This window comes from Bartonella harrusi (genome assembly GCF_024297065.1).
In the GTDB taxonomy this organism is placed as follows: domain Bacteria; phylum Pseudomonadota; class Alphaproteobacteria; order Rhizobiales; family Rhizobiaceae; genus Bartonella; species Bartonella harrusi.
The window spans coordinates 868,179-883,925 of record NZ_CP101114.1; the positions used below are offsets into that span (position 1 = coordinate 868,179).

At 35.5% G+C, this 15,747-nt stretch carries 13 protein-coding genes, 1 tRNA gene and 4 pseudogenes; 10 read left to right on the top strand and 8 right to left on the bottom strand.

The features are described from left to right. Nucleotides 1-27 precede the first annotated feature (27 nt). The 5 genes and pseudogenes from NMK50_RS04075 to NMK50_RS04095 all read left to right on the top strand — a co-directional run bounded on the left by NMK50_RS04075 (nt 28) and on the right by NMK50_RS04095 (nt 3,647). Complete coding sequence (locus tag NMK50_RS04075) at nt 28-543, top strand: hypothetical protein (RefSeq protein ID WP_254771177.1); 516 nt, start codon at nt 28-30, stop codon at nt 541-543. Nucleotides 544-594: 51 nt separating this feature from the next. After that, nucleotides 595-1,921 (top strand): annotated as a pseudogene (locus tag NMK50_RS04080) (phage tail tape measure protein); the annotation flags it as partial. A 30-nt stretch (nt 1,922-1,951) separates the two neighbouring features. Beyond that, nucleotides 1,952-2,398, top strand: a complete 447-nt coding sequence (locus NMK50_RS04085; protein WP_254770971.1) for a phage tail protein — start codon at nt 1,952-1,954, stop codon at nt 2,396-2,398. Next, nucleotides 2,395-2,649 (top strand): tail protein X, encoded by a 255-nt coding sequence (locus NMK50_RS04090; protein ID WP_254769893.1) that lies wholly within the window; start codon nt 2,395-2,397, stop codon nt 2,647-2,649. The genes NMK50_RS04085 and NMK50_RS04090 overlap by 4 nt, the downstream gene beginning before the upstream one ends. Continuing rightward, on the top strand, nt 2,640-3,647 hold the full coding sequence (locus tag NMK50_RS04095) for a phage late control D family protein (RefSeq protein WP_254770972.1): 1,008 nt from the start codon (nt 2,640-2,642) through the stop codon (nt 3,645-3,647). The genes NMK50_RS04090 and NMK50_RS04095 overlap by 10 nt, the downstream gene beginning before the upstream one ends. Before the next feature lie 856 nt (nt 3,648-4,503). Here NMK50_RS04095 and NMK50_RS04100 read toward each other — a convergent pair. Then, nucleotides 4,504-4,579, bottom strand: a tRNA-Thr gene (locus NMK50_RS04100). A 449-nt stretch (nt 4,580-5,028) separates the two neighbouring features. On the opposite strand from NMK50_RS04100, the gene NMK50_RS04105 reads away from it, so the two are divergent. Then, nucleotides 5,029-5,232, top strand: a complete 204-nt coding sequence (locus NMK50_RS04105) for a SlyX family protein (protein WP_254770973.1) — start codon at nt 5,029-5,031, stop codon at nt 5,230-5,232. Nucleotides 5,233-5,570: 338 nt separating this feature from the next. Here NMK50_RS04105 and NMK50_RS04110 read toward each other — a convergent pair whose 3' ends face one another. Next, nucleotides 5,571-5,903, bottom strand: a complete 333-nt coding sequence (locus NMK50_RS04110; protein WP_254770974.1) for a hypothetical protein — start codon at nt 5,901-5,903, stop codon at nt 5,571-5,573. Between the two features lie 179 nt (nt 5,904-6,082). Between NMK50_RS04110 and NMK50_RS04115 the strand changes: the two genes are divergently transcribed. From NMK50_RS04115 to NMK50_RS04130, 4 genes are read left to right on the top strand one after another with little or no spacing between them, the layout of a single operon-like run. Next, nucleotides 6,083-7,510: an amino acid permease gene (locus NMK50_RS04115; protein ID WP_254771178.1), complete on the top strand. Its 1,428-nt coding sequence runs from the start codon at nt 6,083-6,085 to the stop codon at nt 7,508-7,510. A 37-nt stretch (nt 7,511-7,547) separates the two neighbouring features. After that, nucleotides 7,548-8,228, top strand: a complete 681-nt coding sequence (locus NMK50_RS04120; protein ID WP_254771179.1) for an energy-coupling factor ABC transporter ATP-binding protein — start codon at nt 7,548-7,550, stop codon at nt 8,226-8,228. After that, nucleotides 8,225-8,881 carry an energy-coupling factor transporter transmembrane component T family protein gene (locus NMK50_RS04125; RefSeq protein ID WP_254770975.1) on the top strand — a complete coding sequence of 219 codons (657 nt, stop codon included), beginning with the start codon at nt 8,225-8,227 and terminating at the stop codon, nt 8,879-8,881. The genes NMK50_RS04120 and NMK50_RS04125 overlap by 4 nt, the downstream gene beginning before the upstream one ends. Beyond that, nucleotides 8,878-9,429: a biotin transporter BioY gene (locus NMK50_RS04130; RefSeq protein WP_254770976.1), complete on the top strand. Its 552-nt coding sequence runs from the start codon at nt 8,878-8,880 to the stop codon at nt 9,427-9,429. Before NMK50_RS04125 ends, NMK50_RS04130 begins: the two co-directional genes overlap by 4 nt. 898 nt (nt 9,430-10,327) lie before the next feature. Here NMK50_RS04130 and NMK50_RS04135 read toward each other — a convergent pair. The 6 genes and pseudogenes from NMK50_RS04135 to NMK50_RS04155 all read right to left on the bottom strand — a co-directional run. Next, nucleotides 10,328-10,564, bottom strand: a pseudogene (locus NMK50_RS04135) (phage major tail tube protein); the annotation flags it as partial. Continuing rightward, nucleotides 10,533-10,694, bottom strand: a pseudogene (locus NMK50_RS10505) (phage tail protein); the annotation flags it as partial. The pseudogenes NMK50_RS10505 and NMK50_RS04135, both read right to left, overlap by 32 nt. A 1,176-nt stretch (nt 10,695-11,870) precedes the next feature. Beyond that, nucleotides 11,871-12,584, bottom strand: a pseudogene (locus tag NMK50_RS04140) (hypothetical protein). 76 nt (nt 12,585-12,660) lie between these two features. Further along, complete coding sequence (locus NMK50_RS04145; RefSeq protein WP_254770977.1) at nt 12,661-13,104, bottom strand: hypothetical protein; 444 nt, start codon at nt 13,102-13,104, stop codon at nt 12,661-12,663. Nucleotides 13,105-13,176: 72 nt separating this feature from the next. Then, complete coding sequence (locus NMK50_RS04150; RefSeq protein WP_254770978.1) at nt 13,177-13,722, bottom strand: hypothetical protein; 546 nt, start codon at nt 13,720-13,722, stop codon at nt 13,177-13,179. 315 nt (nt 13,723-14,037) lie between these two features. Then, the gene (locus tag NMK50_RS04155) at nt 14,038-14,430 is read right to left on the bottom strand and encodes a hypothetical protein (protein WP_254770979.1); all 393 of its coding nucleotides are present in this window, start codon (nt 14,428-14,430) and stop codon (nt 14,038-14,040) included. Between the last annotated feature and the right edge of the window lie 1,317 nt (nt 14,431-15,747).

The following is a 15,747-nucleotide window of genomic DNA, read 5'->3' on the forward strand; positions in this document are numbered from 1 at the left end:
ATGTAAACAGTCATTAGTGAGTTCATGATGGTTGCACGAAAACGCTATGTTGATACGCCTACATTGGTTGATTATTTATCTCATTCTGCAATTAAGTTATTAGATATTCATAATATGCTTTTGAAGGCGAGAGAAGGTCATATGGGGGATAAACCAAATTTATTGCATCAAATTGATTCTACAAAAAAACAACTAGATGAGATAAGCCATGCTCTTATCTTAGAATATCGCAAACGCCAAGAAAATGAGCGTTTTCTAAAACAAATTTTAGTATCGATTTCTGATCAGCTTTTTTTACTTAATAATGGTTTTAAGGAATCTGGACGTCTCTTCTTTCAGGAGATTAGAATGCTTCAATCGCAGATGCAATGTTTTTATGAGAGAAAGGAAAAGAAGAATGTGTTGGATAGCAAAGAATCTTTTTATTCTCCATCAAAAATTGATGAAGTCATTCAGCAGTTACAAAAAGCACGACAAAAACTTATTGTTGAAAGCCCACATCTTTTTGAAAAGGAACAACCAAGATCTGAAAAAAATAGATAAAAATATTTTCAATTTATAGAAGAGAATACAACCCATAATTAATGCATTATATCCGTAGAACAAGAAGCGGATAAACAAGCAACCGGTGCCATCCGGCAATTTGAACTTTTGCAAAACTGCATCGTGGCTTTGGGCATTAGCATTGGCAACGTGTTGTTGCCCCATGTCAACAGTTTGATGGAAAGTGTTGGAAATTTTATCAATGGCTTGATGGCATGGGCCAATGCCCATCCCGCCTTAACCAGTGCGATTGTCAAAACCATTAGCACCTTGATGGCTTTTAATATTGCTCTGCGGGTATTGCGCTTTACCATGGCTGGCACACGCCTTGGTTTGCTTCAGTTGATGAGCTCTTTGATCAAAATTGGTGGTGTGAGTCGTGCCCTTAAAACAAGTTGGCGAGGTTTAATTATCTCAGGGCGCTCTTTGGGACTCATGGCGGCAACTCTTGGTGGGAGCACGCTTCGTCTTCTGCGACCCATGACTTTATTGGTGGCAGCCTTTCGCGAGCTTATGGTCTTGAGTTCTTCATTTGCTGCTGCTTTTGGCTGGGTTGGCACAGTGATAGAAGTGGTAGCAACAGGCATTGCTTCTGTTGTTGGTGCTGTTTTTTCCCCGATAGGGGCTTTGATTGCCGCTGTTGTCGCAGTGATCATGGCGGCTTGTTTTGCCTTGTGGAAATATTGGGATCGGTTTTCCTCTTTTGTCAAAGGTTTTGCTCGCGGGCTGGTCCACGCTTTTGGCCGTATCTTTGAAGCTGTCATGCGCTTTTTTGGTGCTGATACCGCAACCATTACTAAGTGGAAAAACACCCTTGCTGCTGCCTTTGATTTCTCTGAACATTGGCAAAAGTTCAAACAGGAGCTTAGCGCTGTTGGCGAGTGGTTTGGCAATATATGGGAGGGTTTTAAGCAAAGCATTGCCAATTTTTGGAGCTGGTTGGGAAGCTTTTTTGCCCGCGAAAAGCTCTCAGAAGAAGCCAAGGCGGGTATGGAACAGGCCGGAGAAGATCTAGCCAATGGGATTGTCGATGGCTTTCTGTCCTCCATCACAAAGTTGACTGATTTTTTTAAATCTTTATCTGGTCGCATCAAAGGATGGATTGGTTCGATTGATATCTCTAACATGTTTCATTTTGCCCAGTTGGCTTGGTGGCAAAACAGCTTTGCAGCCAATTGTACAATTTGCCGGTCACTCGCAAACCAGCCCTGTGACAACGCAGGCAACGGACAAAAACAAGCAGAGCGCATCCGTTTATCACCATCAAAATGTCACGGTGCATGTCAATGGGGCGCGTGATCCTCTTGCTACAGGACGTGCGGTAAGTCATGCCCTCCAACGGGCAAAAGCCAATGCCTTGCATGGCGGGACAGAATAAGGGGGGAGAAGCAATGAGGGGAGGGGGAAAATGAAAGATCCTTTGATGATGCTGGGTCCGCATCAGTTTTATGTCGATTGGCTGAATTTCCAATCCTTTGAGGAAGAGTTTTCCGCCTCATGGGTGTCTATGGAGCGTTTTGGCAAAGCCCCCAGCTTGCAATTTACCGGCTATGGCAATGATGCCAAAACCATCCATGGCGTGTGGTTTCCAGAAGAGTTTGGTGATCGTGTAGCCATCGATGCACTCACCATGACCATTAGAGCAGCAAAACCGGTGCAGATGCTTCGTTGGGTCAATGATATAAGCTATAGTGCCATATTCCATGGTCCCGTGGTGATCACCTCGATCACCAAAGACCACGATTATATCAGTCGCTCTGGTCAATCGCAGCGTATCCGTTATTCCATCAGTCTGGTGCCCTTTTTTGATGGGGGCAAACCGCAAGGATATTTCCAAGAGGGACGACAGCTATGAAGCTACCAGTAAAGCACATTGTTGTAGAGTTAGAAGATCTCAGTCTCGATCTGATTTGCTTTCAACATGCCATGGCGGTGTTAGGAGACCGTCAACAGGCTGGATTCTTAGAGGGCTATTTAGAAGCCACCTTGAGAGCCAATTCAGGGATTGCCCAATATGGTGCTGTTTTGCCACGGGGTTTAGAGATCACTTTGCCTGAATTTGTCTTTGTTCCTCCTCAAAGCAGAGTGAAGCGGTTATGGGATTAAGGCGGAGCACTCCTTTTATTGTGGTTAAGGTGGGAGAAAAAGCCGTCCATGAGGTTTTCTACCAGCGTCTTCTTAGCACCACCATTACCGATCATGCCGGCAATGAAGTCGATCGTTTTGAAGCGGAGTTTGATGATAGGGACAATGATTTAGAGATTCCGCAAAAGAACAGCACCCTGCAGGTGATGTTTGGTTATCAGGACAGCATCAGTGCTGTTATGGGGCGTTTTGTTGTCGAATCGGTTGTCAGTATCGGGGGCAGTGATGGAGAGGTTTTGCGCCTTTGCGGCAAAAGCGCTTCGATGCGTGGTGAACTCAAAGAACAGATAAGTGAGCATTTTGACAATCAAACCATTGGTGAGATTGTCGAAAGCTTAGCCAAGCGTCATGGTTATCAAGCCAAAGTCGACCAAGAGTTTTATAGCAAAACCTTGCCTTATGTGGTGCGCACCAATCAGTCGACAATTGATTTTTTAACCCGCCTTGCGGAGCGTATGCAGGCACGTTTTTTTATCAAAGACAATAAGTTTTTATTTTTAAGCGGCAACAATTTACCGGCAATCACTCTTTCCAAGCATGATTGTTCCAGTTGGGAATTTACCCTCGAGCCACGCACCCAATATGGCAGCGTTGAATCAACCTATTTTGATCGCTCGCAAGGAAAACAGCTGTCTGTCAAATATCAAACGAATCTCCAAGGCCCCACACGGCGTTTGCGTGGTTGCTATCCTTGCAGAGAGGAAGCTTTGGCTGCTGCCGCATCAGAATCGGACCGGCTTTGTCGTGGTATGGGCAGTGGTTCTTTGGCTTTAGAGGGGCGTCCAGAAATCATGGCCGATCAACCTCTCATTTTGCAAGGGTTCCGCGAGCAAATCAATGGAGCATGGAAAGCCGCAACCGTCACCCACCGCTATGAGAAACAAAGCGGCTATACCACAGAAATCACCTTAGAGGCACCAGAAAAGGGAAAACAGCCATGGGAAGAGGATAGCTCCTAGAATGAGAAAATCAAAAAGTAAAGTTTACCCTTTGATCGGTGATGCGCATGTGAATCAAAGTGGAAACATTGCACTTTGGTTTGCTGATGAGAAATAGGGTCAAGTTGACCGAATTATTTGTTATCATGCAATAGGTGCAAGTTGCCCCAATTGCTCAAGGAAGCGATAATGCATTTTTAAATCACAATATATAAAGTGTGAAGGGGATAAAAAATCAAAGGGTCAACTTGACCTTTTGATTGATGATGATAGGCATTTGAAGAAATTGGTGTAGGTTGCACCAAGTGCGTGAAGATGAGCAATAGGGTAATGTTTACCCAATTCCTTACACCAACAATAGTGCAAACATTGCACAATTGCATGCTAAAGAGCAATAGGGTCAAGTTGCCCCAATTGCTCAAATGCTTTTTCTCTTTTTAGTAATATGCTTGGGATAGGAAGAAACGATTATTCAATTCCCCTAAAAGAGGCAATAAGTGACCTTTGAAAGGCCTTTGAAGACCCTTTGAGAGCCCTTTAAAAAAATGAAAATCCTTTGAAAATGAGGTTATTTTTACAATATATGATGCAAATGATACAAAATTTGTTGGTCTCTGCATGCATGTTTTACAGATTTTAGGTGTCAAATAAGCGGATTGCTGGAAGAAATGAAACATCTCAAATTGTGATTCTGGGTAGAGAAAAATAAGAACTCATAAAAGCCGTTCTAAACACCTCTTAAAACTTCTTTAAAACCGCTTAAAAACTCTATGAAAAAAATAAATTGCTGCAAAACCTGGTGTCAAATTGTGCAAAACCTAGTGGCAAGCTACATTAAGAAAAAGATTATATATTTCAATATATTATGATAATAATATGGTGCCGCATGCCGGATTCGAACCAGCGACCCCATCATTACGAATGATGTGCTCTACCAACTGAGCTAATACGGCATCGATTTGTGTATTCATTAGCCAAAAGTTCGCGCAAAAGCAAGTATGCATCTTTTCAATAATTTACTAAGGTGCTTTAATACTTGAGGTAGGAGGAGGGGCGCAAAGGGTAAGAGCAGAACAGTATTTTTTTAATCTTTATCCTCTTAAAGTGCTTTGCAATTTAAGACCACTCTCAAGCTGATAATATTATTAAAATGCATCTTTGGAGCAGAATGAGAAGTTAAGATTTTTCATAAAGATAAAAACATCTGTTGCCTTCTATGAAAATGAAGAAGTTTATTGAACAAGAAATTGAGGGAATAAAAAGGCATCATCAACCTTTATGAGATAAAGATAAGATCAGTAAAATGAGTAGAAAAGTTATTTTTTATTTTTATAGAAATGAGAATAAAAGTAGTGACATAATGAATTAAATACATTTTTCTATTTAAGATGGAGTAAAAGCTATGTCTGTTGAAAATAGGCTGATAGAATTAGAAACAAAACTAGCTTATCAAGAAAAATTGATTGATGAGCTCTCTTGCGTGGTAACTGATCAATGGAAAAGTTTAAATGAGATATCCAAAAAACTTAATATTTTAATGAGGAGGTTTTCAGATTTAGAAGAACAGGGTGTTTCCGAAGATGTTTTGTCATCTTTTCATCAATAGAGAGATTAGGTATTTTGGGAAAGCTTTCAAATTTTTTTATTTACAGTCATTTACTGTCTACTCTTTTAGATATGGAGCACAGTTTTTATAAGATTGAATTTTCCTTCATTTTTTCAAAAAAATTAAATCTTATAAGGGATGGATATTATGGGAAGACAAGCCCTATATATGATTTAGATGCTGAAAAACGAAAAAACTTTTAGAGAGCTAAATGAGTGATTATGGGTAATTCATTTACTCTTCTTAACAAAATAATTCTCAGCTATCTTGTAGGATTAAATTCTCTAAAACGTATTGAGTGTATATAGTATATAGATACTAGAAGAAGCTTATAAAAATCAAATATATTCTTCTGTATATGATATTTTATGAAAATGTTTTTGTTGTTCATTACTCAAGATACAACATATTAGTGCAAAAGCACCTAAGATAGACCATGCTGGTAAACAAGTAAGATTAATGCAAATTGGAGATAAGAAAGTTGGTATGCTATTATATAGAGACTGGTTAAAACGATAGATATCTGTTTGTAGAAGGTTTGCTAGCATTTTATTGAAAGGGGTTGTGACCCAATGTGATGTGCTCACAGAGTGTGCACTATCAATAACGAGTGTTATAATTGTTAGTGTAAAGAAAATAAAAGCCATTAATTTGAATAAAGGACGGAGCATATTTCTTCCTATAATTTTAACGGAATGTTTACATAATGCATACGAAAATAATGGGTTGCGTTATGATCAAAAAAAGTTTACGTCTTTCTTGTCTTTTTTTGAAAAAGTTGCATAAAAACGAGGGTTGTTTTATCTCGAAAAATTAGATTACATTCAATAAAGATAATGTGGGAGGAATGATGTTCGAGGAAAAAAACAATGAGTTGAAGCGTAATCTTCAAAATCGTCATATTCAAATGATTGCTTTAGGCGGGGTTATTGGAACAGGTCTTTTTTATGGGTCAACAGAGTCTATAAAATTAGCTGGCCCTTCAGCTATTCTAGCATATCTTTTGGGAGGACTTATTATTTATTTCATCATGCGAATGCTTGGTGAGATGTCAGTAGAAGAGCCAACATCAGGTGCCTTTAGTTTTTTTGCCTATAAATATTGGGGGAGTTTAGCTGGTTTTATAACAGGTTGGAATTATTGGTTTCTTTATATTCTTGTTAGTATGACTGAACTTACCGTTGTGGGGTTTTACCTTGATTATTGGATTTTGATTGATCATTGGAAGTCATCTCTCATTGTTCTTTTGCTTGTAACCTTGATTAATTTGTTGAATGTTCGTTTTTATGGCGAGTTTGAATTTTTCTTAGCTTTGATTAAAGTGGTTGCCGTTGTTGGTATGATTATTTTTGGAATTTTTCTCATTCTCACCGGAATAGATGGATATCAAGTGGGCATTCATCATCTTTGGACCCATGGCGGTTTTTTTCCTTATGGTGCAACAGGAGTTATTTTGGCTACATGCGTAGTGATGTTTTCTTTTGGAGGAACAGAATTAATTGGTATTGCTGCTGGAGAGGTATCAAATCCACAAAAGACAATACCCATTGCTATTCGTAAAGTAATGTGGAGGATTATTATTTTTTATATTGGTTCTATCAGCGTCATTATGATGATAAGTCCGTGGAATACAATTGGAAAAGATGGTAGTCCTTTCGTCACCATTTTTACAACCGTTGGAATTCCCGCAGCTGGACATATTTTGAATTTTGTGGTGATTATGGCTGCTATTTCGGTTTATAATAGTGGTATTTATTCCAATGGTCGTATGCTTTATAGTTTAGCAATACAAAAAAATGCACCACGTATTTTTGGGAAGCTTAATGCTGCTCATATTCCTTATATTGCTATCCTTTTTTCATCGTTGTGTACTGCGATAATTGTTGTTGTTAATGTTCTTGTTCCCGATAATAGTTTTATGCGGATTATGGCTCTTGCAACTGCGGCAGCAGTTATTACTTGGGCTATTATTGTTATTGTTCATTTAAAGTTTAGAAGAGCACATAAGGACAAAGAAGGATCATTTATTTATCCGTTTGGTCTGTATCCTTACGCTAACTATTTTTGCATCTTCTTTCTCGCTTTATTATTTTTGATTATGTTTTTAAGTGGCTTTGGAAAAGATGGATTAATGGTTCAAATTTTCGATATGTTAGGAATTAGAACAACCTTTATTGAATCATATATTCCTGCGCAGATGCCTGATATGAGCTTATCGGTTATTATCATTCCTCTGTGGTGTTTGCTTTTGCTTTTAGGCTATAAGCTTAAGAGATAACGTTTGGGTAATATAAGGGGCGTGATTGGATGAAGTCTTGGGGATCATAAAATTTAATAATGTCACACAAATTTTTGGTGATTTGTGCGTTTTAAGAGATATCACTGTAGAGCTTACAGAAAGGCGAATCGCTATTATTGGTGCAAATGGTTCTGGAAAAAGTACATTTGTTCGTCTTATCAATGGGTTGCAGTTACCATCTCATGGTTTTGTAAGCGTTGATGGGCTTGATACAAAGCAAGATGCAAAGGCAGTGAAGCGTAAAGTAGGGTTTATTTTTCAAAATCCTGATAATCAAATTGTTTTACCATTAGTAGAAGAAGATTTAGCTTTTGGTCTCAAAAATCTAAAACTTAGCAAAGATGAAATTCAGAAGTGTGTAGATGAAATTTTACAGCGCTATGATCTCCAAGCTTTCAGAAATCATGCGGTTCATTTATTAAGTGGTGGACAAAAACAATTGATTGCCATTTCGGGTGTAGTGGCGATGAAACCTGATTATATTATTTTTGATGAGCCAACGACATTGCTTGATTTGCGAAATAAGCGTCGTATTACACAAGTTATAGAGGAATTATCACAAACGGCGCTTGTCGTATCACATGATTTGGAATTTCTCAGAAACTTTGATAGAGTGCTCATTTTTGATAGGGGGAAAATAGCTGTTGATGATGTACCTTGTGTTGCCATCAAAGAATATATGAGAAGAATGTCTTGATCGGCTTATATCTTCCTAAGGATACACTTATCCATCGGCTTAAACCAGAGATTAAGTTGGTGTTTCTGACTTTATGTGGAACTATTATATTTATGGTTTCATCTGTATTTGTGCTCTCGTTGTTTTTATTGTTTGTAGCTTTGTTGTATGGAATTGCGAAGATTCCCTTCAACAATATTTTAAAACAACTTAAATCTATGATTTTATTTTTAGTACTTATATTTGTTTTTCAAGTTATTTTTAAAAGTTGGCTTACTGGTTTTGAGGTTATATTGCGTTTAATTTCTCTTGTTTTTTTGGCATCTCTTGTGTCTTTAACAACTAAAGTTTCAGATATGGTGAATGCAATTGAAACATGGATTCAACCATTTCAACGCTTTGGTATAAATCCATCAAAATTTAGTATGGTGTTATCTATGGCAATCAGGTTCATTCCGGTTGTTAGTGAAAAATTCAATGAGGTGCGTGAAGCACAGCGGGCACGTGGATTTGATACGAACATTACTGCTCTTGCAATGCCATTAATTATACGAACAATAAGGATGGCTTCAGAAGTTGCTGAAGCACTAGAAGCACGTTCTTATGATGCTGATTTTGATGATAAAATATTTGACGATAATAAAGTTATTCATAGTAAGGGGATAATTCAATGAATACAAAAGATCTAACTTATATTGCTTTATTTGCAGCAATTTACGCAATTTTGGGACTTTTCCCTCCTATTTTTCTTCCTTTCTTGCTTGGGACTCCTATTACTGCTCAGTCAATGGGCCCGATGTTAGCAGGATCTATACTCGGAGCAAAAAGAGGAGGCTTAGCATCTCTTCTTTTTCTTGTGCTTGTAGCTATTGGACTGCCTCTATTAGCTGGTGGACATGGAGGAATTAGTGTTTTTTTAGGAGCTACGAGTGGTTATCTGATAGGTTTTCCATTTGCAGCATTTTTTATTGGTTTTATGGTCGAGTTGTTTTGGCGACGGTTAAATTTTATTACATTGTTTATAATAAATACTGTCGGTGGAGTTGGGATTGTTTTTCTTTTTGGAATTCCTTGGATGGCTTATATTACTCAGATTTCTTTGCTGACAGCTTTAACAAGTTCCTTAGGTTTTTTGATTGGCGATTTTCTGAAAGTATTGATTGCATCCTTTGTAGCACTTACAGTTAAAAAATCTGTTCCTCTCATTGTACCCAAAAGATAGCTTTTGCGGTGAAAGAAGGTTTTATATTGCGATATATTTAGGATAAAGAAGAGAGAAATAATAGAGAATAGAATAATCTTATTATATTGCTATCTAAATGAGCGTCTAAAAAAGGGATAATATAAAATATTATTTAATAGATATAACCATAACGAGCTATTTCTGATGATAAAAAGATTTTAATTTTTTTATTTAAAATAAATTTATTTCATTATATTTAATTATTTTATTAAATACAAATAGTAATATTAATTTCAGTAAATTTTTATTGTTTTGTGTTATGTTTATTGCAATATATGTATTAAATATTATTATATTATGTATTATTTATTAATAAGACAATAATAAAAAGATATGAATATAATATACTATTTTGCTTTATGCGCTCTTATTTTATGTTTATCATCTATTGCAAGAGCGTCTAAGCAAGCGTGTTTTTAGAAAGAATAATCTATTGTTATTTTTCCTACTGTTTTTTTTCAACAAATACATTTTATGATGATCAGGTAAATTTTTTATTCAATAGAACTGTTACATCCGATTATTCATTTAATCAGAATAATTTTTGAAACAGTATAGTATCAATATTTTATAAATTAATACATGTATATTCTGATTTATGTTTATATTTATACAATTACATATTATCTATATTTAATTGATAGAGTATAAAAGAATTCATTTTAGCTTTTTTTGATAGTTAAGATATTTTATATTTTAATATTACTGTAGAATATAAAAAGAATTTTATGGCTTTGGTATAATTATTAAAATGATATTTATCCTCAAGATTGCTCAAAGGAAGTTTTAAAATTCTATCCCCTTACTTTTATTCATACGTCCTATAAATTTAAAAATATGAGTAAAAACAAAAAATTACATGCGATAAAAAGAGTATGCTGCCTTGTGCTTGCATTGAATTTCGTAATGAAATGTTCACATCAGAGCGCCCTAACAGTGCCATTAGTTCTGGAGAACAATCAGAAATGGTCATAGTGAGGATGAGTGTTTCAAGCCCAAGATCAATCTCAAGAGAGCTATCCATGCCACCACCGCGATACTCCTCAACAACCAAACTTAAATTTGGCAGTGTCACGCTTTCGCATTTTGCTTGATAGGGAATGCCAAAAAACATGTGTAAAATCTGTTTTGGCAATGACACCAGCAACCGCCGCACTTGCCGGCTGTTCTATGATTTCTCCATCACGATTTACCTTTACAAAAGGATCAACAATAAGCGCGCGTTTTGAATCAAAATCTTTTGCTACTCTGAAATAGGTTTAGAAAAACTCTTAACCAATTGGATCAGCAGTATCTCGTAAGATCTATTATCCACCATAAACAGTTTTTTTGTTCAGGAGCTTCGTGTGTATATCCAAGGGTAACCTAAAGATACGAAGAGACTACATTGGTTCAGTTTTTCTAGCTCTGGATACATGATTTATAGAAAAAAGGAATCAATATTATGAACAATTTAGTAACAATAAATAGTACTGGTATTGCTCTTACAACCTCTTTGAAAATTGCTGAAGGCGTAGGAATATGGCACCATATTGTATAAAATACAATAAAATCAATATCTTGAGTGTATTTATTTTATGTGAATCCACACTTTTATGCACGATTCAATTGACTATTTTTTACAAACAATAGCCATCTATAAAGAGAGCATAAAAAGCAAATCATGATGCCAATATTATAACGCATGAGAGCATTCAAATGAAATGTAAAGCAGTTATCATTCATAACAGCTCATAAATTTTACAAGACGTTTTTATCACATAATCGCATTGTTAAAATGCAATCGTTTAAAATTATCGATAACATAATTGTATAGACGTAAAGAATGATAAAGATTTTGAAAAATATCGATTGATAAGTTTTTCTAAAAATTTAGAAAACAGTAGATGGCTATCATGTTATCTCTTATGAAATCGATATGCTTTTAATGATATAACGTAAAACACATATCAAAAACTGTTTTGATAATTACGGTTTAAAAGTAAGAATTAAAATTGGATTGTGTAATTTTAGTCACCTCAAAAATGAGCTTAATATTTTAATACTTTTTAAAGAAGCGTTTTGAGAAGGTGCTTTATTTTAAATTGACCGCCTCAAATATGAGGGCATTGTTATGAATAGGTTTCAAAAAGAGAGTTTATAACCATCACAGAGCTAATAGGTTTTTTCATTCAAATGCGATGATCTAAAAGAACGCTTTCATAATCATTCTTTTATATTATTTTGGATAAGTTTTTATAAATAGACTAGAGAGCTTGCAATGTAATACGTTTTGTATACATGTGCTTATGAATCCTTATGGGTTATTGATTCAACATATGAGAGATATGAAAGCTGCGTTTGTAAAATTGGTACGGCTTTCTTTTTTGCACTCTTGTCTTTTAAGATGGTATTAAACCAATCCCCTCCGCATTTGTTATTTATTCTTCAGTATCAATAATCTCTATAAGAATATCGCTCTTATTAACCTCCTTATTTTTTGGAACCTCTCTTATCTCACTTTTTCGATTGAGTTTTGCACGACCACAAACATGACCAAAGACCTTGACAGTATGAGTAACCTGAGATTTTCCATAAACCTTGCCATAAATTTTTGCACGGCTATTAACAACAGCATAGCCATAAACATGCGCATAACTAAAGAGACAAGCAGAGCCTAACACCCTAGCGTTGCCATAAAGCCTTGCATATTCAAAAAGATAACTATTATGAGCAAGATGCGCGTTGCCATAAATATGGGCTTCAATCGAAATGCGGCTATTGCTATAGACACGAGCCTTGCCATAAACATAGTTAGCCACATGCGCATTGTCATAAACAAATTCATATTAAGAAATGAACACCTTATCATGCACCTGAGCATTGCCATAGACATGACCACAAACTTGCGTATTGCCTCGTATTTTTGCATTCTCATAGACACGGGCATAACCATAAACCCATGCATTATCATAAACCCAGCAAAGACCATTATGAGAGAGATTTTCTTCCTTTTCAATAAAACCGCCGAATTGACCAGCCTTGGCATCAGAAAAGCTTTTTAAAACCCGAATGCGATAAAGCGTTGTTATTTTTTGTGTAATTTTATCTTTCAATTGTTTTATTTCATTGGTTAATTTGTATTTTTTAGACATCATAAGACCCCTCACAATCTCTATTGTGAAATAATTTGCATGGAAAATGTTAGAAAGAGGAAATGACCGCCGCACCTTAAAGGTTTAAAAAGGCTTTATTACGGAGCCAGAAGATTTTTATTTCATTATTGGAAAGCAGTTTGATATAAGACCTTGTATCAATATTGTTACCAACTTTCTCAAGAATGACAACAATGCCGTGACCATTAGCATTTTCACAAATATGGACATGATTGATAACACGGGCGTGATCATAAATTTTTGCATTACCATAGACATAAATCAGCGATAATAGCGTTATGATAGACCCTACCTTCTCAGAAACACGACCGGAGTTTAAAACCAGAGCATCGCCATAAACACAGAAATTGCCCTCATGGGATAAGTTGCTTTCATTTTCGATAAAACCACCCAATTGATCAGTCTTTACATCAGAAAAGTCTCTTAAAGCTTTAATGCGATAAAGTATGTGATTAGCAAAGAGACGCGTTTCATTTATGAATGCAAATTTCTTTTGCATAGAAACAATCCTTATAGAACCATAGATTTGAAATGAAAGAATTTCGAAAGTAGGCATCCCCCGCGCCATTATTTATGCTACTTTCTCTACAATCTTTTCACAACTATTGATTATAACATCATCACTCACTTCATTACGAACATATGCATTTCCAAATATTTTTGCATTGCCATAAATCTTGATATTTTTTTCAATGAGCGCTTTTCCATAAACTCTAGCATTTTCAAAGATATGAGCACCCTCACTTACATAAGCAGAGCCCGATACTTTTGCATTGCCATAAACAGAGCCATTCACATAAGCACTATGCAAAACCTTTGCATTGTCATATATTTTTGCCTCTATAGTAATAAAGGCTTTTCCACAAACCACGGCATTGTCACAAACTTGACCACAAACCTTGGCATTATCACTAACCACGCACTTGCCATAAATCCAGCCCTTGTCACGAAACCACATATTCCCTGAGATACTAGCATGATCGTAAATATGGGTATTGCCATAAACATGGGTATCATGACCATAAACTTTAGCGTGATCACTAATAACAGCATTCCCATAAGCTTTAGCGTGTTTAGCAACAACGGCTTCATTACGAAGTTTTGCATTTTCAGACACAACGCATTGTCAGCAACCCACGCATCATCATAAGCCCAACAATCACCCTCATGAGAGAGGTTGCTTTCATTTTCGATAAAACCACCCAATTGACCAGCCTTTACATCATCAAAATCCCTTAAAGCTTTAATGCGATAAAGATTTATAGGCACAAATTTACCATCCTTATTTTGGTAAATTTCTTTGATTTCATTTGTGATTTCATATTTTTTAGTTACAACTGTACTAATTATGAGAAAACCCAATCTAAATATCTAATAAATTTTGAATGGAATGTTCTTAAGAAGGTGCGCCCCGCTGTGCCCGCGGTGTTATTTATGCTGCTTGATTTGCATCTTCAGAATTGCAATCATATTCGTAATCATCATCATAACCATAATCATCATAATATTCGTGACGATAGTAATCATCTTCGCTACCAAATTCGGGATATGCATCATCACAGATATCTTCATTAGCAGTTAAAGAAGCATTGCTATGAATATAAGAATTGCCTGAGATAAGAGCATCACAAATATAAGCAGGGCCCTTTATTTTTGCATTGCCACCAAAATGGGCATCATCATAAACCCTAGCATTTTCATAAATTTTAGCACCATCAGTAATAATAGCTTTATTACAAACCACGGCATTACCAAAAACTTGACCAGCGATTTTTGTATCATCATAGATTTTTGCATGATCATAAATGCAAGCATCATTACCCAAAAACCATGCCTTGCCAGTGACTAAAGCATTTCCATAAACCTTGGCTTGTCTAAAAACTTTAAATTCTTGATAAATTTTAGCATTCTCATAAAGCTTGGCATCAAAAAAAACGCAGCATCATCATAAATCCAAAATTGCCTTCGTGTGATAGGTTGCTTTCCTTTTCGATATACCCCCCCCTAGATCACCTTTTTTAACATCACCAAAATCTCTTAAAGCTCTAATACTGTATAAATAATGATCATCTATTAATTCACAATCATCAATAAATTCATATTTTTTACAGGCTCTTGTTTTGCAAGGGATGTAGTGTCATTTGCATTGGAAGCGATAACAGGGTGTTTTTAACTGTAGATTTCATCATTAAATCCTTACTGATTAGATGTTTTTCATTAACAACCCTATAAGGGCATCGGGTGTTGAAAAACACGGCAGTAAGTCCGTTGCTTACACTTTTCCCTAATAAGGGTATTGTATGGTGTAAACACACCTGACAGAATCTTCATATACTAACAAGAGCATAAAAGACAGCCAGTATTTTAAAGACATGGGAGAGGCTATCTCGTAACCTATCTACTAACGGTTTAGTGTTTGAAACACTTAAGTATTTATATAACAAAATACGTATTTATTATCAATCACATTTTATTCTTTTTTGTATTTTTTGTAATTATTTTTTATGCCATTGTGTATAAATATGCATCATATGCTTATGAATATTTTACGTTTTATTTCCTATATTTGAATCTATATTACATAATTGCGTTATTTTTCTCTTTTAAACATCATAATAACTAAAATCGCTTTTATGATGCGTATTTTTAAATTTATAAAGCATCATTATTTTTATGAGATAACTTGTGAATATTTTTGTGATTTTTTTATAAGAGGTTGGTAATTTAAACAGCCTTAATAGAGATCGCATTTTTATAACCAAAGCTTTTGATTCATTATCTATAGCCATCGCATCATTTTTATAAAACAAAGGGTAAATATAATCATGCGGTTTTGATTTGTTATAAAAAGATATATAGATACCTATTGAATTCTTATAGCATTATCAAAATACCTTTTAAGGGGCTTTTGTTTCTTGTCAGTCATGTCAGTCATGTCAGTCATGTCAGTCATGTCAGTCATGTCAGTCATTTTATCCCCTCATTTAAAAAAACATCATATTTCAATATTTTAGTATTTTTCAAAATTTTGAAACATCACGTATAAAAGCCATCACGTATAAAAGCAATGGGAGTAAGATAGACAATTAATGACATGAGTTGTGTCTGTTTTGTCAGTATCTGTCAAAAAATTGAACTGACA

Bases quoted from the DNA above. Each gene is read 5' to 3' on its own strand.
- NMK50_RS04075 (WP_254771177.1), top strand. From the start codon at position 28: ATGGTTGCACGAAAACGCTATGTTGATACGCCTACATTGGTTGATTAT.
- NMK50_RS04085 (WP_254770971.1), top strand. From the start codon at position 1,952: ATGAAAGATCCTTTGATGATGCTGGGTCCGCATCAGTTTTATGTCGAT.
- NMK50_RS04090 (WP_254769893.1), top strand. From the start codon at position 2,395: ATGAAGCTACCAGTAAAGCACATTGTTGTAGAGTTAGAAGATCTCAGT.
- NMK50_RS04095 (WP_254770972.1), top strand. From the start codon at position 2,640: ATGGGATTAAGGCGGAGCACTCCTTTTATTGTGGTTAAGGTGGGAGAA.
- NMK50_RS04105 (WP_254770973.1), top strand. From the start codon at position 5,029: ATGTCTGTTGAAAATAGGCTGATAGAATTAGAAACAAAACTAGCTTAT.
- NMK50_RS04110 (WP_254770974.1), bottom strand. From the start codon at position 5,903: ATGCTCCGTCCTTTATTCAAATTAATGGCTTTTATTTTCTTTACACTA.
- NMK50_RS04115 (WP_254771178.1), top strand. From the start codon at position 6,083: ATGTTCGAGGAAAAAAACAATGAGTTGAAGCGTAATCTTCAAAATCGT.
- NMK50_RS04130 (WP_254770976.1), top strand. From the start codon at position 8,878: ATGAATACAAAAGATCTAACTTATATTGCTTTATTTGCAGCAATTTAC.
- NMK50_RS04145 (WP_254770977.1), bottom strand. From the start codon at position 13,104: ATGCAAAAGAAATTTGCATTCATAAATGAAACGCGTCTCTTTGCTAAT.